This is a genomic window from Arthrobacter sp. NPDC058130 (assembly GCF_042884475.1).
In the GTDB taxonomy this organism is placed as follows: Bacteria; Actinomycetota; Actinomycetes; order Actinomycetales; family Micrococcaceae; genus Arthrobacter.
The window spans coordinates 38,331-62,782 of the sequence record NZ_JBHVTV010000018.1 but is presented as its reverse complement, the minus strand read 5'-3'; the positions used below and the strand labels follow the sequence as shown (position 1 = coordinate 62,782).

The 24,452-nt window shown below is 67.6% G+C and carries 21 protein-coding genes and 1 pseudogene; 8 read left to right on the top strand and 14 right to left on the bottom strand.

Annotated features, from left to right (window positions below; genetic code table 11):
- Positions 1 to 360: 360 nt before the first annotated feature.
- The 8 genes from adhP to ACFVTM_RS21585 all read right to left on the bottom strand — a co-directional run bounded on the left by adhP (position 361) and on the right by ACFVTM_RS21585 (position 9,625).
- Positions 361 to 1,371 (bottom strand): alcohol dehydrogenase AdhP, encoded by a 1,011-nt coding sequence (adhP, locus tag ACFVTM_RS21620; protein WP_390206171.1) that lies wholly within the window; start codon positions 1,369 to 1,371, stop codon positions 361 to 363.
- Between the two features lie 263 nt (positions 1,372 to 1,634).
- Entirely contained in the window at positions 1,635 to 2,951 is a 1,317-nt protein-coding gene (locus tag ACFVTM_RS21615; protein WP_390206163.1) for an ATP-binding protein, read from the bottom strand.
- 132 nt (positions 2,952 to 3,083) lie between these two features.
- The gene (locus ACFVTM_RS21610) at positions 3,084 to 4,691 is read right to left on the bottom strand and encodes an amino acid permease (RefSeq protein WP_390206162.1); all 1,608 of its coding nucleotides are present in this window, start codon (positions 4,689 to 4,691) and stop codon (positions 3,084 to 3,086) included.
- A 26-nt stretch (positions 4,692 to 4,717) separates the two neighbouring features.
- Positions 4,718 to 6,133, bottom strand: a complete 1,416-nt coding sequence (locus ACFVTM_RS21605; RefSeq protein WP_390206160.1) for an aspartate ammonia-lyase — start codon at positions 6,131 to 6,133, stop codon at positions 4,718 to 4,720.
- A gap of 8 nt (positions 6,134 to 6,141) precedes the next feature.
- Positions 6,142 to 7,194 (bottom strand): asparaginase, encoded by a 1,053-nt coding sequence (locus ACFVTM_RS21600; protein ID WP_390206158.1) that lies wholly within the window; start codon positions 7,192 to 7,194, stop codon positions 6,142 to 6,144.
- Positions 7,195 to 7,290: 96 nt separating this feature from the next.
- On the bottom strand, positions 7,291 to 7,986 hold the full coding sequence (locus ACFVTM_RS21595) for a FadR/GntR family transcriptional regulator (protein WP_390206157.1): 696 nt from the start codon (positions 7,984 to 7,986) through the stop codon (positions 7,291 to 7,293).
- A 150-nt stretch (positions 7,987 to 8,136) separates the two neighbouring features.
- Complete coding sequence (locus ACFVTM_RS21590) at positions 8,137 to 8,874, bottom strand: YcnI family protein (protein WP_390206156.1); 738 nt, start codon at positions 8,872 to 8,874, stop codon at positions 8,137 to 8,139.
- 124 nt (positions 8,875 to 8,998) lie between these two features.
- Positions 8,999 to 9,625: a hypothetical protein gene (locus ACFVTM_RS21585; RefSeq protein WP_390206155.1), complete on the bottom strand. Its 627-nt coding sequence runs from the start codon at positions 9,623 to 9,625 to the stop codon at positions 8,999 to 9,001.
- A gap of 522 nt (positions 9,626 to 10,147) precedes the next feature.
- On the opposite strand from ACFVTM_RS21585, the gene ACFVTM_RS21580 reads away from it, so the two are divergent.
- Together ACFVTM_RS21580 and ACFVTM_RS21575 are read left to right on the top strand one after the other, a co-directional pair.
- Positions 10,148 to 10,501, top strand: a complete 354-nt coding sequence (locus ACFVTM_RS21580; RefSeq protein ID WP_390206154.1) for a type II toxin-antitoxin system Y4mF family antitoxin — start codon at positions 10,148 to 10,150, stop codon at positions 10,499 to 10,501.
- The gene (locus ACFVTM_RS21575) at positions 10,498 to 11,751 is read left to right on the top strand and encodes a type II toxin-antitoxin system HipA family toxin (protein WP_390206153.1); all 1,254 of its coding nucleotides are present in this window, start codon (positions 10,498 to 10,500) and stop codon (positions 11,749 to 11,751) included. Before ACFVTM_RS21580 ends, ACFVTM_RS21575 begins: the two co-directional genes overlap by 4 nt.
- A 4-nt stretch (positions 11,752 to 11,755) precedes the next feature.
- On the opposite strand, the gene ACFVTM_RS21570 is transcribed toward ACFVTM_RS21575, so the two are convergent.
- The gene (locus tag ACFVTM_RS21570) at positions 11,756 to 12,373 is read right to left on the bottom strand and encodes a uracil-DNA glycosylase (protein WP_390206151.1); all 618 of its coding nucleotides are present in this window, start codon (positions 12,371 to 12,373) and stop codon (positions 11,756 to 11,758) included.
- A 418-nt stretch (positions 12,374 to 12,791) separates the two neighbouring features.
- Between ACFVTM_RS21570 and ACFVTM_RS21565 the strand changes: the two genes are divergently transcribed.
- A complete protein-coding gene (locus tag ACFVTM_RS21565; protein WP_390206150.1) occupies positions 12,792 to 13,055 on the top strand; it encodes a hypothetical protein in 264 nt (87 codons plus the stop codon).
- A gap of 103 nt (positions 13,056 to 13,158) precedes the next feature.
- On the opposite strand, the pseudogene ACFVTM_RS21560 reads toward ACFVTM_RS21565, so the two are convergent.
- Positions 13,159 to 14,698 (bottom strand): annotated as a pseudogene (locus ACFVTM_RS21560) (HNH endonuclease).
- A gap of 268 nt (positions 14,699 to 14,966) precedes the next feature.
- Here ACFVTM_RS21560 and ACFVTM_RS21555 point away from each other — a divergent pair.
- Together ACFVTM_RS21555 and ACFVTM_RS21550 are read left to right on the top strand one after the other, a co-directional pair.
- Positions 14,967 to 16,697: a serine hydrolase gene (locus ACFVTM_RS21555; protein ID WP_390206149.1), complete on the top strand. Its 1,731-nt coding sequence runs from the start codon at positions 14,967 to 14,969 to the stop codon at positions 16,695 to 16,697.
- 66 nt (positions 16,698 to 16,763) lie between these two features.
- On the top strand, positions 16,764 to 17,273 hold the full coding sequence (locus tag ACFVTM_RS21550) for a hypothetical protein (protein WP_390206148.1): 510 nt from the start codon (positions 16,764 to 16,766) through the stop codon (positions 17,271 to 17,273).
- Positions 17,274 to 17,293: 20 nt separating this feature from the next.
- Here the strand turns inward: ACFVTM_RS21550 and ACFVTM_RS21545 are convergent, their stop codons facing one another.
- Positions 17,294 to 18,826, bottom strand: coding sequence for an amidohydrolase (locus tag ACFVTM_RS21545; RefSeq protein ID WP_390206147.1), 1,533 nt, complete (start codon positions 18,824 to 18,826; stop codon positions 17,294 to 17,296).
- A gap of 262 nt (positions 18,827 to 19,088) precedes the next feature.
- Here ACFVTM_RS21545 and ACFVTM_RS21540 point away from each other — a divergent pair, with 262 nt between their 5' ends.
- The 3 genes from ACFVTM_RS21540 to ACFVTM_RS21530 are packed head-to-tail and all read left to right on the top strand — an operon-like array spanning position 19,089 to position 22,135.
- Entirely contained in the window at positions 19,089 to 19,424 is a 336-nt protein-coding gene (locus ACFVTM_RS21540; protein ID WP_390206146.1) for a hypothetical protein, read from the top strand.
- A complete protein-coding gene (locus ACFVTM_RS21535; protein ID WP_390206145.1) occupies positions 19,421 to 20,476 on the top strand; it encodes a zinc-dependent alcohol dehydrogenase family protein in 1,056 nt (351 codons plus the stop codon). The genes ACFVTM_RS21540 and ACFVTM_RS21535 overlap by 4 nt, the downstream gene beginning before the upstream one ends.
- A gap of 30 nt (positions 20,477 to 20,506) precedes the next feature.
- A complete protein-coding gene (locus ACFVTM_RS21530; RefSeq protein ID WP_390206144.1) occupies positions 20,507 to 22,135 on the top strand; it encodes a DUF4389 domain-containing protein in 1,629 nt (542 codons plus the stop codon).
- On the opposite strand, the gene ACFVTM_RS21525 is transcribed toward ACFVTM_RS21530, so the two are convergent.
- From ACFVTM_RS21525 to ACFVTM_RS21515, 3 genes are read right to left on the bottom strand one after another with little or no spacing between them, the layout of a single operon-like run.
- A complete protein-coding gene (locus tag ACFVTM_RS21525; protein ID WP_390206142.1) occupies positions 22,116 to 22,979 on the bottom strand; it encodes an oxygenase MpaB family protein in 864 nt (287 codons plus the stop codon). The two genes, ACFVTM_RS21530 and ACFVTM_RS21525, sit on opposite strands and share 20 nt — an antisense overlap.
- A gap of 13 nt (positions 22,980 to 22,992) precedes the next feature.
- Positions 22,993 to 23,943 carry a hypothetical protein gene (locus tag ACFVTM_RS21520; protein ID WP_390206141.1) on the bottom strand — a complete coding sequence of 317 codons (951 nt, stop codon included), beginning with the start codon at positions 23,941 to 23,943 and terminating at the stop codon, positions 22,993 to 22,995.
- Positions 23,940 to 24,422, bottom strand: coding sequence for a hypothetical protein (locus tag ACFVTM_RS21515; RefSeq protein WP_390206140.1), 483 nt, complete (start codon positions 24,420 to 24,422; stop codon positions 23,940 to 23,942). Before ACFVTM_RS21515 ends, ACFVTM_RS21520 begins: the two co-directional genes overlap by 4 nt.
- Between the last annotated feature and the right edge of the window lie 30 nt (positions 24,423 to 24,452).

Sequence of the window (24,452 nt, the reverse complement as noted above, 5' to 3'; positions counted from 1 at the left end):
GCATACTCGCCCGCGGTCACCACCGCGCCCGCGGCGAACTCCGCCGACGGCGCGAACCGCCGGTCCTCCTGCGCCAAATTCTCAAACGCGTCGCCTGCTAGGAGGAGGCTGGATGATGCGGCGGTGTGGGCGCTGGACATGGGTAACCCCTGTTCGTCATAGATTAAGGTTGTGAGAAATGCGGCCTTGAAAAATACTGCGGTGAAAATGCGTGCGGGCCGTCGCGCGCGGTATCCGTGGACCGGATCCGGATCGCAGCGGCGGCGTATCCCCGGGGGGCCCAGGGATACGCCGCCGTCGCAGGCAGCCGGATGGCCAGTACTGGAGGACGCAGTACTGTAGGACTCAGTACATAGGGACTCAGTACTTAATAACCACGCGGCCGTCGATCTTGGCGTGCTTCATTTCATCGAGGACGGCATTGACCTCGGAGAGATCCCGGGTGGAAATCGTGGGATGGATCTTGCCCTGGGCGTAGAAGTCCAGCGCTTCCTCGAGGTCCTGCCGGGTGCCCACGATGGAGCCCCGGACGGTCAGGCCCTTGAGCACAATCTCAAAGATCGGCGCGGGGAAGTCCCCCGGCGGCAGGCCGTTGAACACAATCGTGCCGCCGCGCCGTGCCATGCCGATGGCCTGGCCGAACGCTGACGGGTGCACTGCTGTGACCAGGACTCCATGGCAACCTCCGGTTTCGCGCTGGATGACTTCGGCAGGGTCTTCGTGCAGGGCGTTGACCGTCAGTTCGGCGCCGTGCTTTTTGGCCAGGGCCAGTTTGTCGTCGGCGATGTCCACCGCGGCGACGCGCAGGCCCATGGCCACGGCGTACTGGACGGCGATGTGCCCCAGCCCGCCGATGCCCGAGATGGTGACCCACTGGCCCGGCTTGGCCTCGGTCATCTTCAGGCCCTTGTAGACAGTCACGCCGGCGCAGAGGACAGGCGCGACTTCCACCGGGTCCGAGCCGGCCGGGATGCGTGCGGCAAAACGGCTGTCGACCAGCATGTACTCGCCGAACGAGCCGTCAACGCTGTAGCCGGCGTTCTGCTGGGCCTCGCACAGGGTTTCCCAGCCGGTCCGGCAGTACTGGCAGTCGCCGCAGGCCGACCACAGCCAGGCGTTTCCCACAAGATCACCGACTGCCAGATCGGTGACGCCCTCTCCGACGGCGACGACCTCGCCGACGCCTTCATGGCCGGGAATGAACGGTGGTGACGGCTTGACCGGCCAGTCGCCCTCCGCGGCGTGCAGGTCGGTGTGGCATACCCCGCTGGTCAGTACTTTGACCAGTGCCTCGCTTCGTCCCGGGGTGGGGACCGGAAGGTCCTGGATCTGGAGATCCTTGCCGAATTCGGTAACTACAGCTGCTTTCATCGTCGTCATTGTCGATATTCCTTCTTCGCTTGTAACCGCAGCAAATAATGCGCGGGCCTGAATTTGAGCATCGCGCCAGAAGGCGGCCGTGGATGCCCGTTGTCCGCGGAAAAGCCTCACGAGGGATGGGGGTGAGGCATCATCTCCGGCCCTTGTGCTGAGCCGGATGATGGCCGTTGCCAAGAGCCTAGGGAAGGGAGGGTTGCGACGAGGTTGCAGCCCAGTGAGCAGGTCACCAGCGCTGGCGGGCACGCAGAGTCCACCTACACGCGCCCCAGGGCGTCGATGTCCTCAAGGAACTGCTGGTGCACTTCGGCGCTGACCGTGGTCCGGGTTTCGGCGATCGCATCGAGGTAGTCCTGGGTTGAGGGGCCCTTCCGGACCGCCTCGCGGACTGAGGCGCTGCCACCGGACGCCGCACCGCCGTCGTCGTACACCGCTTTTTCCAGCGCCCGCTGCGAGGCACTGCGGGCCGCGTACTCGATGTCCGCGGGGGAGAAACCTTCGGCGCGGTCCACCAGGAGCTCCACGTCGACGTCGTCCACCACGGCGGCGGGGATGAAGCGCTGCCACATGGCCTCGCGGGCCTGGCGGTCCGGGAGGCCGATCGGGATGACGTAGTCGAACCGGCCGTGCCGCAGGAACGCCGAATCGAGGGCCCGGATGAAGTTGGTGGCGCAGACCAGGAGCCGGCCGGGCTGTTCGCGGAAGGCGGGGATGATCTTGAGCAGTTCGTTGGTGACGCCCTGCAGGGGAGAGGGCGGTTCGCCCGAGCGCTGAGCGGCGATCTCCTCCACCTCATCGATGAACACGACGGCGTGCTCGAGTTCGGCGATCTCCAGGAAGGTCTCGCGCAGCGCCCCGGCCAGCCCTTTGGGGTCGGAGGCCAGCCGGGAGGGGAAGACCTCCACGAACGGCCACTCCAGCCGGGAGGCGATGGCCTTGGCAAAGGTCGTTTTGCCCGTGCCGGGAGGGCCGAAGAGGACCACTGCGCGTGGCGGCACCACCCCGTATTCGTCGGCGAGGTCCGCCTCGGCCAGCGGAAGGACCAGCCGGCGTTCCAGGAGTTCCTTTTCGCGGCGCATGCCGGCCACGTTCTCCCAGAGGTCACGGGCCAGGATCCGGCCGCCCAGGAGGCCGAGGGGTTCCAGTTCCTGCCGCTGGACCGGGATTTTCCGCTCGAAGTAGCGCAGGTTCTTCTTCAGCGCGAAACCGCGGCTGAGGAAGGCCTCCACCCGGGTTTCGGATTCGGGCATTAGGGCCGACAGCTTGTTCAGCCCGTGCGGGGCCATCCTGTTCTCCACCGCGGCCAGCAGCGAGGTGCCGATGCCGCGGCCACGGAAATCGGGCAACGTGGCCAGGAAAACGATCCACCCCTGGTCATGGGCGGCACGTCCGACGGCGGCGCCCACCACCTGCTCACCCTGCACGGCGACGACGGCATGGTCCTTTTCGCAGGAGGCGAGCACCTCGGAGAGTGCGTAGACCGGCTCGACGTTGGTGGCCTTGAGGGACTCCCACAGGTGCAGGATCCCGTCAAGATCGGCCGAATGGAAATCCCTGATCCGCCAGTTGGTCATGAGCTGTCTCCCGGGTGGTTCGTCGCTGAGCCATGTTGAGTCTTGAGCTGAGCATATGCGAACCAAGTGCGCGAGAGGTTGCGGGGACGTTGCGTTACGCGGCCCGGGACGCGGCCGCGTAACGCCGGGGGGCTACTCCGAATTGCGGTCGGCGGTCCCGTCCGTGGCCGCCGCGTTCTTCCCTGCGTTCGTCCCTGCGGGGCGGTTGGCCACGAGTGGGTACGGGCCGGTGAACCCGTCGCGGACAGCGGCGATTTCCAGGATGCGGTCCCGGCAGAGGCGCCAGCCGAGCATCAGGAGCGGGACGATGACCACCAGGGATGCGATGGTCCACGTTCCCACGGGCGAGTCGAAGGCCATGAGGACCAGCACCGCCAGGAGGAATGCCAGGGTGATCCAGCCCGTGACGGGTGCACCCGGCATACGGAAAGCGGGCCGGAGCATTTCCCCGCGGGCGGCGAGCCGGGCAAGCTGCATCTGGCACAGGACGATCATGGCCCAGGTGCTGATAATGCCCAGCGACGCGACGTTGAGGACGATCTCGAAGGCCTCGGCCGGGACCACCGCGTTCAGGACCACACCCAGGACCGCGACGGCGGCAGTGAGCGCGATTCCGCCGTAGGGGACACCGGATTTGTTCATCCGGGCAGCGAATTTCGGCGCGGAACCCGAGACCGACATCGACCGCATGATCCGGCCGGTGGAGTAGAGGCCCGCGTTGAGTGAGGACAGAGCGGCGGTCAGGACCACGAGGTTCATGATGGCGTCCACCCCATCCACCCCGATGGAGCCGAAGAATGTCACGAAGGGGCTTTCGCCGGCCTTGTAAGAGCTGTAGGGCAGCAGGAGGGAGAGCAGCACGAGCGAGCCGACGTAGAACACCGCGATGCGCACGATCACCGTGTTGATGGCCCGCGGCATGATCTTCTCAGGGTTTTCCGTCTCGCCGGCGGCCGTGCCGATCAGTTCGATCGAGGCGTAGGCGAACACGACGCCCTGCATCACCACGATGGCCGGCAGCAGGCCGTTGGGGAACAAGCCGCCGTTGTCCGCGATCAGGCTGAAGCCGACCTCCTGGCCCGCCACGGGAGTGCCGAAGATGACGAAGTAGATTCCTACGACCAGGAAGGACACGAGCGCCACGACTTTGATGAGCGCGAACCAGAATTCAAGCTCGCCGAACACCTTGACGCTGATGAGGTTCAGGCCCAGGACCAGGATTAGGGCTGCCAGGGCCCAGGTCCACTGTGGCACGTCCGCGATGGGCGCCCAGTACTTCTTGAAGAAGTTCATGTACAGCGCGACGGCGGTGATGTCCACGATCGCTGTCATGGCCCAGTTCAGCCAGTACAGCCAGCCGGTGACGAACGCGGCCTTCTCGCCGAAGAATTCGCGGGCGTAGGAGACGAAGGAGCCCGACGACGGCCGGTGCATCACGAGTTCGCCCAGCGCGCGCAGGATCATGAACGCGAAGAACCCGCAGACGGCGTAGCTGATGATCAGGGCCGGCCCGGCGGTGGCGAGACGGCCGCCGGCACCCATGAACAAGCCGGTGCCGATGGCGCCGCCGATCGCGATCATTTGGACCTGCCGGGGCTTCAGGCCCTTGTGATAACCCTGGTCCTCGGCGTGGAGCGCGGCCTCGGAGGCGTGGGCGTGCGCCGGAATGGTGTGGTCGGAGACGGCCTGCTGTTGTTGGACCGGTAGTTTTTGGGCATGGGCAGTTTCTGGATGAGTCATGGGGTCCTTCGGGGTTCGAGGGTGCGCTACTTGCTCAGGTTGGCCAGGCGTTGCGGGCTGAGGAGTTCGGTGAGTTGCTCGGCGGTGAGCAGCCCGTGTTCGAGCACGAGTTCGGCGACACCCTTGCCGGTGGCGAGGGCTTCCTGCGCGATGGCGGTGGCTGTGGCGTAGCCCAGGTGCGGGTTGAGGGCGGTGACCAGGCCGATTGACTGTTCCACGGTGATGCGGAGGTGTTCGGTGTTGGCGGTGATGCCCCGGACGCAGCGGGCCGTGAGGGTGCGGCAGGCGGCTTCCAGGTGGGAGATGCTCTTGTGGAGGCTGTGGACGATGATCGGTTCGAAGGCGTTGAGCTGGAGCTGGCCGGCTTCTGCGGCCATGGTGATGGTGACGTCGTTGCCGATCACCTCGTAGGCGACCTGGTTGACCACTTCCGGGATGACCGGGTTGATCTTGCCGGGCATGATCGAGGAGCCGGACTGCACGGCGGGGAGGTTGATTTCGCCGAGGCCGGCGCGCGGGCCGGAGGAGAGCAGCCGGAGGTCGTTGCAGATTTTGGAGAGTTTCACGGCGACCCGCTTGAGCACGCCGGACAGGTGCACGAAGGCGCCGACGTCCTGGGTGGCCTCGATCAGGTCCACGGCCGTGACCAGCGGCAGGCCGGTGATCTCGGCCAGGTGCCGGCAGGCGGTCTCCGCGTAGCCGGCCGGTGCGTTCAGGCCGGTGCCGATCGCGGTGGCGCCGAGGTTGATTTCGTGGATCAGCAGGTCCGCTTCGGCCAGGCGGAGCCGGTCCTCGCCAATCGTTACGGCGTAGGTGCCGAATTCCTGGCCGAGGGTCATGGGGACGGCGTCCTGGAGCTGGGTGCGGCCCATCTTCACCACGGTGCGGAACTCCAGGGCCTTGGCGGCGAAGGCGTCCTCGAGTTCGGCCAGGGCGGCGAGGAGTTCCCGGGCCGCGAAGATCGTGCCGAGCTTGACCGCGGTGGGGTAGACGTCGTTGGTGGACTGGCTGAGGTTGACGTGGTCGTTGGGGTGCAGCCGGGCGTAGTCACCCTTCGGATGGCCGAGGATTTCCAGGGCCCGGTTGGCGATGACCTCGTTGGCGTTCATGTTCGAGGACGTCCCCGCACCGCCCTGGATGACGTCGACGACGAACTGCTCGCCGAGTTTGCCGTTCAGGACCTCGGTGCAGGCTTCTCCGATGGCCGCGGCGCGCTCGGTGTCGAGGAGCCCGAGCTCGTGGTTGGTGCGGGCGGCGGCCAGTTTCACCGCGGCGAGGCCGCGGACCAGGTGCATGTTGGAGGACAGCGGCTGGCCGGTGATGGGGAAGTTCTCCACAGCCCGGAGCGTGTGCACGCCCCAGTAGGCGTCGGCGGGGACGTCCCGGTCACCCAGGAGGTCGTGTTCGGAGCGGAAGTCTGCGCGATCGTCTGTCGAGGTCATGGCGGTCCTTACAGGTCGTGGGAAGAGTTGGAGGCGTTGGAGGTCTTGGGGTCAGCGAGGAAATCGGTGGCCTGGAGCAGGCCGACGGGCCGGCCGCCGCCCAGCACGGGGGCTGCTGCAAGGCGCGCCAAGGGCGAGGTGTCGACGTCGAGCGCGGCCAGGACGCGCACGGTGACGGGCATCCGGGCGCGGTCTCCGCCGTCGGAGACCTTCACGGCGACGGCGCGGCCGTCCGGGAGGCCAACCAGCTGGACTCCCTCGAAGCCGTCCTTGGCCAGCAGGCCGGGAACCAGGCGCATCAGGGCGGTGACATCCCGGTCCTCGCCCGCAACCATTTCGGGGCAGCCGCGCATGGCACGGGCGACGGCGGCTTCCGCGCCGCCGTCGGAACCCTTTGCCGCCGCCAGACGCCCGACGGCGCGGGCCATTCCGCGCAGCGTGAGGGCGAAGAGCGGGGTGCCGCAGCCGTCAGTGGTGGTGCGCTGCAGTTCCTCGCCGGTCAGGTCCGTCACGGTCCGGGCCACAAGTTGCTGCAGAGGGTGCGCCGGGTCCAGGTACCCCTGGACCGGCCAACCGTTGATGACGCAGGTGGCGGCCATGGCGGCATGCTTTCCGGAGCAGTTCTGGGCCAGCCGGGTGGCCTGGCCGCCGTCGCCGAGCCAGTCCTCCCGCTCGCGGGCGCCGTACGGGAGGTCGGTGCTGTTTTCGAGGTTCGAAGGAGTCAGCCCATGCAGGTCCAGGATGCGCCGCGCACCGTCACGGTGGGTGGCGGCTCCGGAATGGCTGGCCGCTGTGAGCGCCAGGAGCTCATCCGGAAGCTCCAGGCCCGCGCGGACCATGGCGACGGCCTGCAGCGGCTTCAAGGCGGACCGCGGGTAGAACGGGGCGAGGGGCTCACCGGCGGCCAGGAGGATCTGGCCGTCCGCCGCGGTGGCGATGACCGAGCCGTAGTGGACACTTTCGACGATGCCGTCGCGGGTCTGGACCGCAAGCGGCGCGTGTTGCGGAAGCCGCTCCTGGGCCAACGGGGTCGGGATGTGCGCGAGGGCGGGAGAAATCATTGCGTCCTTTTGGCGGTGGTTGTGGCTTGGCGCTGGCTGGTCAGTTGTTGCTGCCGAGTTTGTGGCTGCTGGAAAGAGGGCGTCAGGTGTCTGCCGTCAGGGGTTGAGGATCGAGTCGAGGGCAACGCCAACGGCATGGAGGTGCTGGCTCATGGCGATCCGGGCAGTGGCCGGGTCGCCGGCTTCGATCGCGGCCAGGATGCGCCGGTGCTCCTCGTCGGACGCGTGCTGGCGGTCCGCCACCATGTTCAGGGTCTCGGACTGGTGGGCCAGGGCCTCACGGATGTCCGCGACGACGTTTTCGAACACCTTGTTCCGGCTGGCGCGCGCGATCATCGCGTGGAAACTGGAGTCCAGGCCCACCCACACTTCGGGGTCGTCCTCGGCGGCCATCGCGGCGACGATATCCCGCATGGTGTCCAGTTCCTCAGGCGAACGGCGCTCCGCAGCCAGTCCGGCGGCAGGAATCTCGATATGGGGACGCGCCTCGGTGAGGTCGAGCGCGGAGAATTGGCCCAAGACCAGGTCCTTGGCCACGTGGTTGGCGACGACGAACGTTCCCCGCCCGGTCTTAGTAACGGTCAGGCCCAGGGCGGTGCAGGAGCGCAGCGCCTCGCGGACCACCGAGCGGCTTACGCCGTACTCCTGGGCGAGGTTGGCCTCGGAGCTGAGCTTGGCGCCGACGCCGAGCTTGCCGGATTCGATTTCGGAGCGGAGGACGTTGAATACCGCTTCGGCCGCACTGAGGCGGGCCAGGGGCTGTCCTGCTGTCCGGCTGTCTGACAGGTTCACGCCTTCAACTATGGCAGGGGTCACACCGGGGAGTCAATTGTGACGGCGACGGCGGCCCAGGATGTTGAGCAGTTCAATGTCCGGGGCCGCCGTCGGGTTGCGCGCCGGAGGGGCCGGCGGCGGGTTACTTGACAGTGTCAGTTGGCGGTATTACTTCGTCTTGGTCGGGCGGGTGCGGGCCAGCGCCGTCAGGCCCGCGGCGAGTCCGGCCAGACCGGCGGCCAGCCCGATCCAGCCGGCGGCGGAGCCGCTGTCACCGGGCGTGCTCGCTGCCGCGGCCGGGGCGGGCGACGCCGCAGGTGCCGCTGTTGCTGATGCGCCGTGGCCGGGGTCGGCGTCTTTGGCGGTGGTCACGAATGAGGGGGCGGGGTGTTCGGGTTCGGCCTGGCCCTCGACGGTTTTCTCGTCCCACTTCACGACCGTGCCGTCGGTGTAGGTCTGGGCGGTCGGCAGTGTCACGGTGGTGCCGGCGTCCGGCAGGACGCCCACGGAGAGGGCGAACGCCTGGTATTCGTTGGGCCCGATCTGGTGGGCGGTGTCGGCGGTCCAGACCACGGAGCTGGGGGCCTTGGTGACCGTGGCCCCGGCGATGGTGACCGGTTGGGGCAGATCGGCGGTGGTGATCACGGCAGTCCAGCCCTCGACCGGTTTTACCGACACGGAGGTGAACGGGGTGTCCGTGGGCAGGGTGACTTCGAGTTTGCTGGTCTTGGCCGTCTCGGATTCGTTCGGGACGTTGAAGGTCAGGTGGCTGTAGCCGCCGGCGGCCGGGTCATCGGAGTCGACGTGGACGTGCGCGGACGCGGCCGCGGCGCCGGCGGCGAGCAGGCCGGCGGTCAGCGTGGCGGCAGAGGCGGTCTTGAGGGTACGGCGGAGCGAGGATTGCATGGCAAAAGGGCCTTTCACAAAAAGGAAATAACGGGTCAGGGGCCGGCCGGCACGGGTGTCCGTCCAGTCCAAAGCAGCAGGTGGCCGCCCGCGCTCCCCGGTCCCGTGTGAAAGGAGGGGGATGTCAGGCGGCGGGCACCGGTACGGGCGGGCCGCGCCGGGCCGGCAGCCGCCGGCCGGCCCGGGCCGCCGGAAGCACCAGGGTGGCCGGGCACGGCCCGGGGACCCGGGCCGGCACCACGGTGGCGGGTTCGGGCAGCTGCACCAGGGGCCGCAGCCAGGAGGCCAGCGCGGCCAGGGCCCGCTCGCCGCGGGCCAGCAGCAGCGCGGTGCCCAGGGTCGCGACCGCGTGGGCAGCGAACATGACCCCGTCCATCCCCGCGCCTGGACCCGCAACGGGGACCGCCATGGACGCGTCGAGGGTCCCGTCGAGGGTCCCGGGAGGCATCGCGGCGGCCGCATGGCCCGGATGGCTGCCGGCCATCCGGGCAGGAACGGCCATGGCGGACAGTGCGTCGAAGGACCAGTGCAGCCACAACTGCCCCCCGCCGAGCAGCCCGGCCAACACAGCAAAGGACAGCCGGAACCGGGTCAGGACCGCCACCGGCACCATCGCCACCGCACACAACGCCGCCACGATCGCCGGCTCCGGCATCCGCCCGCCGCCGGCCAGGTGTCCCCCGGCCGCCAGCGCCACAATAATGGATCCGATCAGCCCGGTACGGAACAGCCGGAAGGGAGCGCGCGTCATCGAGGGCAGTCCTCTCCGGATTCCAAGGGCGGGCGGGTTGTCGCAAAGATCCCTTAAATCCTACGGGGGATTGGGCACTGCCACGTGCCCGTCTGGCGGAATCGTCCGTTCCATGACGTCGACGCCTAAGATTCCCGGGGCCTCAGAACCCCTTCGCCTGAGATTCCCGGGGCCTCAGAACCCCGACGCCTGAGATTCCCGGGGCCTCAGAACCTCGACGCCTGAGATTCCCGGCGCCTCAGAGTCCAAGCGCCCTAGATACCTTGAGTTGCCCTGCTTTGACTCCGACCTGCCCGTCTAGTCGGGCCCGGCTGGGTCTCGTTACACCTGACGGCGCACCGTCCGCTGCGCCGTCCCCCTGTTGCCCCACACTCACCGGTACGAACGTGCCGGAATTGCCCTTTTCAGGCACGTTGGTCTGTTCTATACTGGAAATGCACGCAAAACGGCACGTTCGTACCTATCGACGCGGGTCAATAGCGCGGGTCAATCGGACGTATCTGGATCGACAAGAAGGCGGCCATGGCGAACACGTTTCCGGGCGACCTCGCTGCCCAGGTCCGCGGCCGGCGTGGGTCGCTCCGGCTCAGCCAGCGTGATCTTGCCGAACTGGCCGGGGTCTCAGAGCGCTTCGTCCGGTTCGTCGAACAGGGCAAACGCACGGTGCAGCTGGATTCCCTGCTGGCGCTCCTGGACACACTTGGCCTCGAGCTCCGGGTCCAGACCCGGACCAGCGCCGCGGCCCGGGCCCTGGCCGGCCCCCGAACCAGCGGAGAAATCGGTGTCAGCGGACAAACATCCAACACCGAATCAAGAGCCAGCCGTGAACCGCTGGCACACGGCAAACAGCAGAACGGCCCGGAAGCCCGGCCATGAGGCACCGCATCGCGGACATCTACAAGGCCGGCGTGCTGGCAGCCCGGCTGGAGCGGCACGACGGTGGCACCAGGTTCAGCTACCTGCCGGCCTATCTGGCATCTGGCGGGCCCGCCGTCGCAAGTTCCTTGCCGCTGACTGCGAATCCCGTGTTGTCCGCGGCGGGGGCTGCCCCGCCGTATTTCACCGGGCTCCTGCCGGAGGGGCGGCGGCTGAATGCGTTGCGCCGCTCCGTCAAGACCAGCGTGGACGATGAGCTGTCCCTGCTTATCGCGGCCGGCGCCAACCCGGTGGGTGACGTGCAGATTGTTGGACATGGCGAGAAGCTTGACCCGGACGAGCACGCCGTCGAGCTTGACCCCGGGACTCCCGTCGATTTCGATGCCCTGCTGGGAGACTCCGGGCTGATCGACCCCGTGGCACTGGCCGGAGTGCAGGACAAGCTGTCCGCAGGAATGATCTCCATGCCGGTGGCCAGCTCCGGCCGGCGGTACATCCTCAAGCTCAACGCGCCCGAGTTCCCGCACGTCGTCGAAAACGAGTACGTGATGTTCCGGTACGCGGCGCGGCTGCGGATTCCCTTGAGCCGGGTCCAGTTGATCCGCGACGTCGCCGGCCGGCCGGGGTTGCTCGTGGAACGCTTCGACCGGGTTCCGGTCGCCGGGGCGGCGGGGCCCAAGACGGCGGCCGGGTCCGCGGGGGCAGTGCAGCGGCTCGCCGTCGAGGACGGGGCGCAGGTGCTGGGCCTTTATCCCGCGGACAAGTACAACGTGGGATACGGGCAGGTGTGCCACGCTCTGGCGGCGTACTGCGCGGCTCCGCTGCCCGCGCTGCGGAATTTGGCCCTCCAGGCGGCATTTGCGTGGCTTTCCGGCAACGGCGACCTGCATGCCAAGAACGTTTCCATGGTGCAGCAGCCGACCGGGGAGTGGTCCATCGCGCCGGTTTACGACATCCCCTCCACGGTTGTCTACGGGGACAAGACACTCGCCCTGACCCTGGACGGCAAGCGAACAGGGATCTCCAGGAAGCATTTCCTGGGCTGGGCCGCGGGGATGGGCCTGACAGAGCGTTCAGCCGTGCAGGTGCTCGAGCTGGCGTTGAGGGCGTCGGAGCCGCTGCTGGCGGACCTCCAGGCGGGTACGGCGTTCCGCTCCATGACCGACGACGGCGCCTCCCCCTTCTCGACCACGGTCACCCGCGACTGGCTCAAGGAGCTCAGGCACCGGCGCAGGCTGCTGTCGGGGTGATGCCTCAGAGGTGCTGGATGCCAGCCCGCTGCATCGCGTCTTTGTAGACCTCAACGTTTTTGGCGAGGAGCTCTTCCTGCTTGGCTGCCGAGACGGCGAAGGCGCGGCCGCCGAGCGCGGTGGCCTTGTAGATCTTGACGCCATGGTTCTTCAGCGAGGAATGGTAGGTCTTCTCGAAGAGCGTCAGGAAGGAGTGGGCGTCGGCACCGTGGGCAATGACGGCCGAGACGCGCTTGTTAATCTTCAGGAACTGGCGGAAGGGCCGCAGACCGTCCGTCTTCTCCTGGACGTTCAACGCCGAGGCCGCGTCCGGATCGCGGATCCACGGGTAGGCGTTCCACGGCATCACGTAGCGCGGATCCAGCTCGGCGGCCTCGTAGATGGAGGTGGCGCGGCGGGCGGCTTCATCGTCATTGAAATGCGAGACGAAGCCCGATTCCGTGCCCTTGCCGGGGCTGATATGCAGGCTGACGATCCGGCATTCGTCCTCGTCATGGACGGGGTCGATGTAGGGGACCACGGATCCAGGCTTCTTTTCCATGAGTTCGTCGCACAGCTGCGTCACCGCGGCGATGTTCGGCTCCTGCAGCAAGGTCTTTTTTTCGTCCCAGTCAATCGTCACGATTTCTCCCTCAGCACTTGGCGTCCAGAATCAGGCGGCTCCCTCCACTCTACGCTTTCGCGGCAGGGGGTGGTTCGGAGGGGGCATTCATTTCATTTCGGTCTCGAGGGGCGGGTCCAGAGGCTTCCTGCCTCTGGTTCTGGGGATGGGGCGGGCGTACGCTTTAAGTACCTGCAGGTAACCATCTGACGACGCCGGGTTGTTCGGGACACTGAAGTGTCCGAGCCTTCTCATAGCGAGATCGCGAAGGTACCTGCAGGCCTGACGCCAAGCCGCCACCCGGGGTGGAGGGCGTTTTTCTTTGTCGCCGTCGCCGGGTGAGATCTTGTCAGCGTGGCCAGAGGCTGGGACCGGCCGCATTCCAACCGACCGTGGAGCCTCCGTTCGGGCGGCTCCCGTCCTAGCAAGGAGCATTGCCATGGCACTTTCCGTGGTGTTTCACAAGGTTGCCGACTACGACGAATGGCGCAAAGTCTATGATTCCGTCGCCGAACTGCAGGCTGCCGGCGGAGTCACCCAGGAGTCGGTCCACAGGCTGGCCGGCGACCCCAACGCAGTCCTCGTCCTCCACTATTTCGGCTCCGTCGACGAAGCGCGATCCTTCTTTGCCAACCCGGACCTGTTGGACGCCATGAAGCGTGGCGGGGTCCAGGGCGAACCGCGGATCGAGTTCTTCGACTAGCGGCCAGCCGCGCGAGACCGGCTGCCCGAGGCCGGGCGGCAGGCCAAGCTTTGTCCAGTTCCGGCGGGCCCGCCCGGTCCGTGCGCCGCCAGCACACTGATTCCTAAGCCGCAGGTGCTGCTGTGAGTCTTCCGCGGTGAAGTGTTTTGGCGTGGTGCCGGAGCTGGCGCCGTTGGCGGGATCCATGCTGGTCCGAGGCTGGTGGTCGAAGCGGCGTTCCGGGCAGGGGTGGGGCGGTGGAGTGGTAGGTGTGGCCGGTGGGGGTGGTGAGCTCGATGGCGTGCCTAGGGCTACTGCTCCCCCTACTGCTGCCTGCGCCGCTGGCCGACATTGGTGTGGTGGTGGGGCGTGCGGTCCAGCCGGGGGTTTCTTTGGTGTGGTTGCAGGCTTCGCAGAGGCCGGCGCCGTTGGTGTTGGTGGTTTGGCCGCCGTGGTGCCAGGGGGTGACGTGGTCCAGGTGGCGGATGGGCGCGTCGCACCAGGGGGCGCGGCAGGTGTCGTCGCGGGCCTGGATGAAGCGGCGGAGCCCGGGCGGGAAGATCCGGGCGCGGGAGTCCATCCCGACGAGTTCGCCGTTGCGCGGGTGGGTGTAGAGGCGTCGGAGCCAGACCTTGAACGCTGGATCATCGGCAGTCGCGGCCCCGCCGTCCGGTTGAGCGGGACTGCCAGTTTCCAACGTACGGCCCGTGCCGCCAGCCGTGGTGGTCGTGCCGGGTGGGCCGGCGGCTGTGGTGACGAGGGTGCGGGCCCAGCCCGCGGGGACGGTGCCGTAGCCGGGGAGCCGGGCCGGCTCGGAGTCGGCCTGGAGGAGGCTCCGGTCGGTGATGACGAGCTGGATCTCGACCCCGGTGATCCCGCCCGGGGTGCCGGTGGCGCGTTCGACGAGGGTGTCGGCCATGGGCTGGCCACGGTTCCGGGGGTCGCCGGTGCTGCGGAGGGTCTCGGCGTGCCGGGCCAGGGCGGTGTAGACGGCCACGCCGGCGGCGACCGGGAGCAGGGCGCTGAGCCGGCACATGGTGTCCGGGGCCGGGCGAAGGCTGACGTGCCGGTCCGTGGCGGCGTGCGCGGCGCGCTGTGTGACGGTGCGGGGATCCCGGCGGTAGGCCGCGGCGCGGGCCGCGCCGGTGATCGCCCGGTCCCCGGCGCCGTCGAACGTTCCGGTGTCGGGGGCGAGTTCGTCGTCGACGGCGGCCCGGTCCGCCGCGGTCAGGCCGGCGGTCTCGCGCACCAGCAGGGTGGCGCGCCATTCGTTCAGCTGCCCGGTTTCGAGGGCGGTGAGGGCGTGCGGCATTTCGGTCACGAGGGCTTTGGCCAGGCCGAGGAGCCGGCCGCCTTTGGCGGGGGATTCGCGCCGGGCGAGGGCGATCTGCGCGCCGATCCCGGCGCCGAGGTGTTTGGCGGGGATGCCGGCGGCGGCCTGGGGCGCGGCGCTGGAGGAGGTCGAACTCGACGGCGAGCCGGGCCTGTTCAGCCGCCGCCGCCGATTTCACGTCCTCTAGCACCCGGATCCGGTCGATGATCCCGGCACAGTCCGTGGGCGGCGGGACGGCGTTCAGCCGGGCGGCCACGGCAGCGAAGGATCCGCCGCCGCGGCGCCCTGCCACCGGTCTGTGAGCCACTTCTGGCCCCTGTTTGCCGTCCATGAATCCAGTGTTTCAGGGACCACTGACAATAATGGCCGCCGGTCCCGCCCGGAGCGCTGACCACTCAGAGGAAGCCTTCTTAGCAGAGCGGTGTAGGACGTGTGCCCGGAGCGGTGCTCGTTGACGGGTGGGTTTGGTGTGAGCCGTGGGGAGGTCGAGGCCCCCACAACCCCTGTCTCAAAATCCGGCGCGGGTCCATCATGGGAGAGGGCGCCAGCGCGGCGACCCAAGCGGTGTCCGGCGGGGTTTTATAGGGCGGGGTGTGTCCATGAACCAAAAGGAATATATCGCTGCGAGGATCGGCTCGTTGCCTTCTGACCGCCGTTCGCTGCTGAAGGCGTTCGGTGTCGGGGCCGCGGGCATGGCGGCGGCGCCGCTGCTCGCCGCTTGCACGGCCCAAAGCTCCCCCGCCGGTGCCGCAAGCCGTGGCCCGGGCAGTGGCCCGGGCGCCTCCGGCACGCCGTCGCCGTCGGCGTCGTTGCTTCCCGCGCCGGAACCGCAGGTCAAACCGCTCCTGGACCAGCAGAAGGTCAACGACGCCCTGGCCAGGCTGGACGGTATCGTCCAGGGCGCCATGGAGAGTACCGGCGTCCCCGGAATCGCCGTGGCCGTGGTCTACAAGGACCAGGTGTTGTACTCCATGGGCTTCGGCGTGCGGGAGTCCGGCAAGCCCGAGACAGTGGACGCGGACACCGTCTTTCAAGTGGCCTCCGTGTCCAAACCCTTGGCCTCTACGGTGGCTGCAGCCGCGGTGGGCCGCAAGGCCATCTCCTGGACGGACCCGGTGATCAACCACAGCCCGGGCTTCGCCCTAAAGGACCCGTTCGTGACGCAAAATGCCACGGTGGCCGACCTGCTGTCACATCAAAGCGGCCTAAGAACGGGAGCGGGCGATCTGCTGGAGGACCTGGGATTCGACCAGTCCTACATTCTCAGCCACCTCAACCAGCAGCCGCTGGACTCCTTCCGGGCGAGCTACAACTACAGCAACTTCGGCTACACGGCTGGCGCCCGGGCCGCTGCCGATGCCATGAAAATGGCTTGGGCGGACTTCGCTGAAGACGTATTGTTCAAGCCGCTGGGCATGAGCGCCACGAGCTATCGCCACGCGGACTACGAAAAGGCCTCGAACAGGGCCCTGATCCACGTGCCCGCGGGCAATAAGACCTGGGTGGCCAAATACAGCAGGGACGCCGACGCCGAAGCGCCAGCGGGCGGGGCCAGCTCCTCCGTGCGCGACCTCGCCCGCTGGATCCGCCTGCAGCTCGCCGATGGCAGCTTTGAAGGTACGGAGATTATCGCCCCGGACGCGCTGGGGGTCACGCATGTTCCGCACGCGGTGAACGGCTTTCCCCCGACACCAGCGGCCCGCACCCGCTTCTATGGCCTGGGCTGGAACGTCTCGTACGACGACCACGCCCGGCTCATGCTTGGACACTCCGGAGCCTTCAACCTTGGTGCCGCGACCGCCGTCTCCCTGCTCCCCGGCGAGCAGTTGGGCATTGTGGCGCTGACGAACGGTCGGCCGCAGGGCATTCCCGAGGCCATCTGCGCCGCGTTCCTTGACACTGCCCAGAACGGATCACCCACAGTGGACTGGCTCGGATTCACCGCGGGCGCCTTCCAGAAGATCGATGAGGCGGAGAAGCCAAAAGTCGACTACTCCCAGGCGCCGTCGCGGGTCGAACCCGCACGCGGCAACGATTTCTACACCGGCACTTATGCGAATTCCTACTATGGCCCGCTTGGCGTCGCCGTGGAGAACGGCGTCTTGACCCTGGAGCTGGGTCCGGCCGGCCGAACCACCAAGTTTCCTCTCCAACACTTCGACGGCGATACCTTCAGCTTTGAATCCATCGGTGAGAACGCCAACGGCCTCGCCGGGGCAATCTTCGCCGCTGGTGCCGCCACGGGCGCCGCCACCGCGGACGCCAGGGCTCCGAGCGTCAGGCTCGACTTCTACGATCAGACGGGGCTGGGCACCTTCACCCGCGGCTGAGCCCGGACTTCCGCGGGCTTCTTCCGTAAGCTTCAAGGGCGCACACTGCCCCGAGTCAAGGAACCCATGCCGATCAACAGACAGACACTCAAGTCAGACGGGTTTGCCGGGTTTAGGCCTCTCGCAGCAGTGGACGTCAACCGGATCCCCCAACGGACCGGGATCTTCGCCGTGCTGAAGCCTGGAGGCTATGAACTCCGGTTCCTGCCCAAGAGCACGGCAGGGGTCTTCAAGAAAAAGGATCCGTCCGTTTCGGAGTCAGCGTTGGCCGCCGAGTGGGTTGAGGACGCCGACGTCGTCTACATCGGCAAAGCGGGCGCTGGCAGCAAGGGCAACCGCGGCCTTCGCCGACAAATCCAGGAGTTCATCGACTTCGGCAAGGGCAAGCCGCCGGGCCACTGGGACGGCCGGCTGATCTGGCAGCTCGCCGATCCCGGGTCCCTCCTGATTGCCTGGAAGGAGCTGCCAGCGGAGGCTGTCAACGGGGCGGAGGCCGGGTACCACGCCCGATTCCGCGAGGACCACGGCCGGCTGCCGTTCGCCAACCTCGTCCAGGCGCGCGTCAAAGGCAAATAGGCCACAGGCAAAGCAAGCGGCTACGGGCTGCCGTGGGTGAACCGCCCAGCCACCAACGTGGCGGACACGGGCATGGCCGCAAACTCCGCGTCGGAAACCTTCCGCGGGTCGCCGTCGAGCACGGCGATATCGGCCGGATCCCCGACCCGGATCCGGCCACGGCCGCGGGTCGAGGCCGTGAGAGCCTCCTGCCGCGTGAGGGCCTGTTCGGCATGCCAAGGCCCGCGGCCATCCTGCCGGGCCCTCGCCGTGGCGGCGGACATGGCAGTCCACGGATCCAGCGGGGCTACCGGAGCATCGGAGCCGAGGGCGAGCCTTGCCCCGGCGGCCACCAACGAACGGAGCGGGAAGGCCCGGTCCGTGCGGCCCGGCCAGTTCGCCTCGGCAGCGTCCCGGTCATCGAGGGCATGCGCGGGCTGCACGCTCGCAGTCACGCCCAACCGGCCGAAGCGGACAAAATCCTCGCTCCGGACAAACTGGGCGTGTTCCACCCGCCCGCCGATGCCCGCCGCCTCAAACGCATCCAGCGCGACCCGGTTGGCCGCGTCCCCAATCGCATGGACCGCCGGCACAAAACCGGCCTGCCGCGCACGGACCAGCAGGGCCAGCAGCTCCGGCTCGCTCACGGTCAGCAGGCCGTGGCCTCCGGCCGGATACGGGTCAACGCAGAAGGCTGTGCGGGTGTTGAGCGAGCCGTCGATCAGCACCTTCAATGGGCCCACGGTCAGGAGCCCGTTGCTGCCAGCCACCCCCAGCCCAGTCCGCAGCCCCTCGGCCACAGCCCGGTCAAGATCCTGCGGATAGACCCCGGCTTCAACCCGCAGAGCAGCGAAGCCGCCGGAGATTCTCCGCAGCCAGGCGTCGCGGTTCCAAGTCATCTCGAAGTCCACGATCCCGACGACGCCCCGCGCGGCAGCCGCCTTCCCCGCCTGCTGCACCCACCGATCCACCACCGCATCCGGAAGGTTGCCCAGCTCGCGGGTCAGGGCGAATGCCGGATCTTCCCGGAGCAGCCCGTCCGCGTGCGCCTGCACTCCGTACCGTTGGGCCGCTGCGGAGTTGAGCCAGACGCAGTGGAGGTCGTGGCTGATCAGGGCGGTCGGCCGGCCGTGCGTCACACCGTCGAGGAGGTCCAGGCTGGGCAGGTCCGGCCAGACGGCATCGCGGAAACCCACCCCCACCAGCGTCGCGACAGCTCCGGAACCGTCGATACGGCTGCTAACGCCGGTGGCATGAGACCCAGCGACATGCGACCCGACGACGGCGGCCGCCTCGCGCGCCGAGCCGGCATCGGACAGGTCAAGCCGGTTGGTGGCCAGGGCCCACTGCGTCATGTGCACATGCTCATCCCACAGGCCCGGAATGACGGAGCGGCCGTCCAGGTCCACCACGCGGGTGCCGGCGGGGGCCGTAGACGCGTCCTGGCGCGATGGGACGACCGCCGCCACGGCACCGCCGCGGACATGAACGTCGACGCATGCTTCGTTCCCGGGCTGCCGCGCGGAGGCGAGCACGAGATCCGGCGCGCGGCTGGGATCGAGCGGATCAGGCATAGAAACAGGCTAGGCGCGCAATGGCCTTGGACCCAAAGCAGACGGGCCTAATACGCGCACAAGGGACTTTTGCCCCTTACCCGTTAAACGTTTGCCCACCAAGCTGATTGTGGGGAGGTTCCTGCACGGCCAGTTGGGGGTCGCGTAGTTGAGGGAGGAATCGCCCCACGGAATGAAGTAAGGGTCTCACCGCAAATTGGGGAAGGAAATGGCGTTTTGCATTTTCCGGCTTCAGCAGGAAACGGCAGGAGACCACGGCCACATGACCATGCACCACCATTCGGGGGACCCCAAACTCAAAGTTCTCATCCGCCTCAACGCCGACGCCGAATCAGCCCGGATCGAGGTACACGGCATCGTGACCGCAGCCAACGTGCGGGCACTCTACGTTGTGTGCCGCCGCGTCACGAGCAAGCTCCCCGCGTTCGAACTCGTGCTGGACCTCGCGCATGCCCGCGTATCGGCAGCCGCGATTGAGGAACTCCGTGAGCGCGCCCGCGTCTCCTTGCTGTATTCGGGGATCGATGGCACAGAGACGCCATGCCGCCTGCGCCTCGTGGACCCGCTGGTCATCCTTAAAGCCAAGGAATACGTATGAAAGCCCTGGTCTACGGCGGGCCCGGGGAGAAGTCTTGGACCGAGGTCCCCGACCCAAGAATTCAGAGTCCCAGCGATGTGATCGTCAAAGTGGACACCACCACTATCTGCGGCACCGATCTGCACATCCTCAAGGGCGACGTCCCGGCCGTGGCCAAGGGCCGCATTCTGGGCCACGAAGGGGTCGGCACCATCACGGAGATCGGTTCGTCCGTCACCAGCCTCAAGGTCGGGGACCGCGTCATCATCTCCTGCATCAAGTCCTGCGGGCATTGCGCCAACTGCAAGACCGGGCTGTACTCGCACTGCCTGGGGCAGGAAGGCACCCCGGGCATCGGCTGGATTTTCGGGCATCTGATTGACGGCACCCAGGCCGAGTTTGTCCGCGTCCCTTATGCCGAGAACTCCCTGCACCTCTTGCCGGAGGGAGTCAGCGACCAACAAGCCGTCATGCTCTCCGACATCCTTCCTACCGGCTTTGAGATCGGCGTGCAGTACGGCCGGGTCAAACCGGGAGACACGGTGGCCGTAATCGGCGCCGGCCCCGTTGGACTCGCCGCGATCGCTACCGCCGGACTTTATGGGGCCGCCACGATCATCGCTGTCGACCTCGATGCGAACCGGCTCGAGAAATCCCGCGAATTCGGCGCAACGGATGTGGTCCTCTCCAGCGATGCCAATTGGAGGGAACAGGTGATGGTCCTGACCGACGGGCAGGGCGTGGACGTAGCGATCGAGGCCGTCGGCGTGCCGGCGACGTTCACGATGTGTACGGACATCGTGCGGCCCGGCGGCAACGTGGCCAATGTGGGCGTGCACGGCAAGGCCGTTGAACTGCACGTCGAAGACCTCTGGATCCGGAATATCAGCATCAGCATGGGCCTGGTGAACACCAACACCACCCCCATGCTGCTCAAGCTTGTGGCACAGCAAAAAATTGCGGCGGACAGATTCGCCACCCACCACTTCAACTTTGACGAGTTCATGGAGGCGTACGACACGTTCTCCCGCGCGTCAGAGACCAAGGCCCTCAAAGTCGTGATTACCGCGTGAAAGTGCCCTCCTGAAAGGACGGTGGCGGCCATGAAAGCAGGCCGGATTGTCATGCTGGTGATCGGCGCGCTGTGCGCGATGCTGGGGCTGGGGCTGCTGGCCGGAGCCGGCGTCGCGGGCTGGATCAACTACCAGCAGCGCGATGGCCGGTACTTCGTCACGCAGCCGGCGCCGTTCTCCGCCGATTCCTACGCGCTGACCACCCCCAGGCTGGACCTAAGGGCCGGAAGCGGCATGCGCGACGGCGTCCCGGCGGGTTTCGCGGGCAGCGTGCTGCTCCGTGGTTCCACCACCGATCCCGGCAAGGAAATCTTCATCGGTGTTGGCCCGCGGGCTGAGGTCGCGGCGTACCTGGCCGGCGTCCGGCACACCGAAATCGTGGACATCAGGGTCAACCCCTTCCGCGCCCTGTACCGCGATGTGACCGGCGCCAACATCCCGTCCGATCCGGCGCAGCAGAACTTCTGGGCCGCGACTGCCACGGGCCCGGGACAGCAGGACCTCACTTGGGACCTGCGCTCCGGAGACTGGGCCGTGGTGGTCATGAACGCCGACGCGAGTGCCCCGGTAAGCGTGAACCTGCAGGCAGGGGCACGCTCCGGTCTGCTCTTGCCAGTGTTCATCGGCCTGCTGATCGGTGGCCTGGTGATGCTCCTGATCGGCGTGCCGCTGGTAGTGCTGGGCGCCGCAGGGCTCGGACGCGCCGGGCCGGGCCAAGGCGGCCCGGGCGGCGGCGTCCCTCCCGGGCGCCTGTCACCCCAGCCCGGCCAGCCGTATCCAGTGGGCACGCACCCGCCCGGGGCCGCCCCTGGCCAGCACACCATGGCTGCCCCCTACAACATGGCTGCGCCCTACAACATGGCTGTGCCGGCAGGCGCCGTAGCCGCCTATGCCGCCGCGCCGGGAACTCCCTATCCGGTGGCAGCCGGCGCAACCTCGGCGTACGTGTACCCCGCGCGCCTCCACGGCTACCTCGACCCGAACCTGTCGCGCTGGATGTGGCTGGTCAAGTGGTTCCTGGCCATCCCGCACTGCATCATCCTGTTCTTCCTCTGGTTCGCCTTCGCAGTGGTCACGATCGTGGCCTGGTTCGCGATCCTGTTCACGGCGCACTACCCCCGCTCGCTGTTCAACTTCAGCGTCGGCGTGATCCGCTGGAATTGGCGCGTGGCCTACTACGCCTTCAGCGCGATCGGCACGGACGCCTACCCGCCCTTCACCCTGGCCCGCACGGACTACCCGGCGGACTTCGACGTCGATTATCCCGCGCGGCTGTCCCGCGGCCTGGTGCTGGTGAAATCGTGGCTGCTGGCCATCCCGCATCTGCTGATCATCGGCATCCTGACGGGCACGGCTTGGACGTGGGAGTATCGTAACGGCCAGTATGTGCAGTATGGAGCGGGCATCTCCCTGATGGGGCTGCTGGTCCTCATTGCGGGCGTGATCCTGCTGTTTACGGGGCAATACTGGCGGGGGATCTTCGACCTCCTGCTGGGCCTGAACCGCTGGATCTACCGTGTCATCGCCTACGTTGCCCTCATGCGGGACGAATATCCGCCGTTCCACCTGGACTTGGGTCCCGTCGATCCGGGCGAGGTGCCGGTGCCCGTCTCCGGAGGACCCGCCGTCGGTCCGGCACCTAGTGCGGTGCCCCGTTGACGGCGGCTCCGGGCCCGATCTGATCCAGCGTGTATCCGCCCGGGTACACGGCAATGTTTGCGGTGCCCGGGACAAACGAAGGACTGCTCGGCAATGGCCGGATCCGGACTTTGATGGCGCGCGCACGCAGGACAGTGGTGAATGCGAACCTCAGGACGGCCGGTGCCCGCTTCAGCCCCAGGGCATCGGCCACCTTGGGTTTGTCCATCATCAGTGCCAGGACCAGGGGCGTAAAGCGGCGCAGCGGGGCGGGCAACCGGTTTTCCAGGGCGGGGACCGTGGCGGCCAGAAGGGCTGCCCCCTCGGGGCTCGGGCCCAGGTTCCGGTCCTCGTAGTCATCCAGGAAGCCGCAGGCGGCATCGAACGACGCCGGGACCGGGCCCAGTCCCATGCGGGTGCCCAGCTCGGTGTAGAAGGCGGTGGCGGCTTCCTTCTCGAGGTCGGTCAGCCGCCGCCAGCCGTTGGCGTCCACCCATCTCAGCGGAAGGACCAGCAGTGTCATGAGCACGTAGACGAAGTCCTCGGCGGTGCCGGGCACGCCTTCATGGACCCGGCGGAGCAGCCCAATCATGGCTCGGCTGCGCTCGTGGTCAAAGCCGTTGGCGATGATCTCGTGGATGACGATCCCGGTGTCATAGGAGCGCTTCAGCGGGCGGGCCGCCATCTCACCGGTCCGCGCCAGCGTCCGGGCGATCGAGGGGACCGCGAAGTTGCGGTAGTAGGAGACGAAGAACCCGGCGTGGATCTCGGACTGGAAATCGAACAGCACCATGTCCCGGTAGATCTCGTGGAGCTCGGTGCCGGCCGGGTGCGCGCGCCGGCTCGGGTGGGTGAACAACCCCATCAATGGAACCCCGTCACGGGAGCCGGTTCAGGTCGAGCTGCTCTTCGGCAGCCAGCAGGAAGGTGCGCTCCTGCGGGGTCAGGGTGCCGCCGGACGCGAGCTCAGCGTCCCAGACCTCAACGATCATCCGGTGCAGCCGATCCCGGGCAGGCGCGCCGGGGTCGCTCTCGAGGAGGCGTTCGGGATCGACATTGTGCAGGACCCGTTCCCTGATGGGTTCGACGCCGGCGAGGGTGTCGGCCTCCCAGCGGGCCCGGCGTTTGCGCCGGCTCCGGCCTGCCATGGCCGGAATCGTCAGGCCCGTCCCGACCAGTATGACCGTGAGCATTTCCATGACTCCGATGGCGGCATGGGAGGGCACCGGGATGGCCTCCAGCGCCGGGACCGGGACGGAGAGCAGCCCGATCGTGAACTTGACCATCACGAGCACACCGACAGTACAGCCGATGCCGACCATGGTGAACCCGACTTTGAAGGACCGGCGCATCCTCGGGATGTAGCGGAAGCACGCGACGGCGACTCCGCAGCAGACCCACCCGATGAACACGATGAGCACGGTGGAAAACAGGGCGGCAGGCAGTCGCCCGTGGTAGGCGCCCCAGCTGTCCGTCGTGACCGTGGGGCCCGTCAGCACGAAGAACAGCAGTTGCAGGAGCAGGGTGGCGATCAGCGGCAGGGAGCGCACCAAGGGCCGCCGCGTATCGGGCGGCATGATCGCCTCGAGGACCGCGCGTCGGAGATACCACAGCCCGATGATGAAGGCGGAATGCAGGGCAAGCTTGGCGACGTTGATGCCGCCGATGCCGGCATCGACCGTGGCGTACACGGCCGGTGACATCAGCAGCGAGCCGGTGCCGGCGAACAGCGCTGCAAGGAAAACGGTGTCCCGGCCGTTGCGCACCACAGCGGGGATGCGGACCGCGGCCAGAACGAACAGGACCGCGGCCATCAGGAGCTGGATCATCCGAAGACCGAGCTAAAGTTTCCCGGCTGGCCGCCGGAGCGGTCCTGGGAGCTGCGGATGCGTGCGGCGAGGCGGTCAGCCAGGAGTTCGGCGGTTACCTCGAGCTCATCGAGGAAATCCGTCCGTTTCAGTGCCTTGACCACCCGCTCCGGGTCGAGGTCCGGGAAGAACGTACCGGCGTATTCGGCGGACACGGTGTCCTGCTCGTGGCGCAGGATCATGTGGGCGAACTCGTGGAGGATAATCTGCTGCCGGTGGACTTCCGAGGCCGCCCGGGCATGCAGGATCAGGTCCATGTGGTCAAGCCCGAACCACAGGCCGCAGACTTTATCGGTGGGCCCTTCGATGGGGTTGATGACGATCTTGCGGTCCCGCAACCGTTCGAGATGCCTCTGGAGTGAAGCCAGCGAGACCGGCTCGCTGAGGCGGAGGCCGGTTTCTGCTTCCTGTGCCCGCGACCGGGCGGCGTCGTAATCCATGTACCGCGTCCTTGGCTGTTGATAGAGCGT

What these genes read in the sequence shown, in the direction of transcription:
- adhP (WP_390206171.1), bottom strand. Translation starts at nt 1,371, where the DNA reads ATGAAAGCAGCTGTAGTTACCGAATTCGGCAAGGATCTCCAGATCCAG.
- ACFVTM_RS21615 (WP_390206163.1), bottom strand. Translation starts at nt 2,951, where the DNA reads ATGACCAACTGGCGGATCAGGGATTTCCATTCGGCCGATCTTGACGGG.
- ACFVTM_RS21610 (WP_390206162.1), bottom strand. Translation starts at nt 4,691, where the DNA reads ATGACTCATCCAGAAACTGCCCATGCCCAAAAACTACCGGTCCAACAA.
- ACFVTM_RS21605 (WP_390206160.1), bottom strand. Translation starts at nt 6,133, where the DNA reads ATGACCTCGACAGACGATCGCGCAGACTTCCGCTCCGAACACGACCTC.
- ACFVTM_RS21600 (WP_390206158.1), bottom strand. Translation starts at nt 7,194, where the DNA reads ATGATTTCTCCCGCCCTCGCGCACATCCCGACCCCGTTGGCCCAGGAG.
- ACFVTM_RS21590 (WP_390206156.1), bottom strand. Translation starts at nt 8,874, where the DNA reads ATGCAATCCTCGCTCCGCCGTACCCTCAAGACCGCCTCTGCCGCCACG.
- ACFVTM_RS21585 (WP_390206155.1), bottom strand. Translation starts at nt 9,625, where the DNA reads ATGACGCGCGCTCCCTTCCGGCTGTTCCGTACCGGGCTGATCGGATCC.
- ACFVTM_RS21580 (WP_390206154.1), top strand. Translation starts at nt 10,148, where the DNA reads ATGGCGAACACGTTTCCGGGCGACCTCGCTGCCCAGGTCCGCGGCCGG.
- ACFVTM_RS21575 (WP_390206153.1), top strand. Translation starts at nt 10,498, where the DNA reads ATGAGGCACCGCATCGCGGACATCTACAAGGCCGGCGTGCTGGCAGCC.
- ACFVTM_RS21565 (WP_390206150.1), top strand. Translation starts at nt 12,792, where the DNA reads ATGGCACTTTCCGTGGTGTTTCACAAGGTTGCCGACTACGACGAATGG.
- ACFVTM_RS21555 (WP_390206149.1), top strand. Translation starts at nt 14,967, where the DNA reads ATGAACCAAAAGGAATATATCGCTGCGAGGATCGGCTCGTTGCCTTCT.
- ACFVTM_RS21550 (WP_390206148.1), top strand. Translation starts at nt 16,764, where the DNA reads ATGCCGATCAACAGACAGACACTCAAGTCAGACGGGTTTGCCGGGTTT.
- ACFVTM_RS21545 (WP_390206147.1), bottom strand. Translation starts at nt 18,826, where the DNA reads ATGCCTGATCCGCTCGATCCCAGCCGCGCGCCGGATCTCGTGCTCGCC.
- ACFVTM_RS21540 (WP_390206146.1), top strand. Translation starts at nt 19,089, where the DNA reads ATGACCATGCACCACCATTCGGGGGACCCCAAACTCAAAGTTCTCATC.
- ACFVTM_RS21535 (WP_390206145.1), top strand. Translation starts at nt 19,421, where the DNA reads ATGAAAGCCCTGGTCTACGGCGGGCCCGGGGAGAAGTCTTGGACCGAG.
- ACFVTM_RS21530 (WP_390206144.1), top strand. Translation starts at nt 20,507, where the DNA reads ATGAAAGCAGGCCGGATTGTCATGCTGGTGATCGGCGCGCTGTGCGCG.
- ACFVTM_RS21525 (WP_390206142.1), bottom strand. Translation starts at nt 22,979, where the DNA reads ATGGGGTTGTTCACCCACCCGAGCCGGCGCGCGCACCCGGCCGGCACC.
- ACFVTM_RS21520 (WP_390206141.1), bottom strand. Translation starts at nt 23,943, where the DNA reads ATGATCCAGCTCCTGATGGCCGCGGTCCTGTTCGTTCTGGCCGCGGTC.
- ACFVTM_RS21515 (WP_390206140.1), bottom strand. Translation starts at nt 24,422, where the DNA reads ATGGATTACGACGCCGCCCGGTCGCGGGCACAGGAAGCAGAAACCGGC.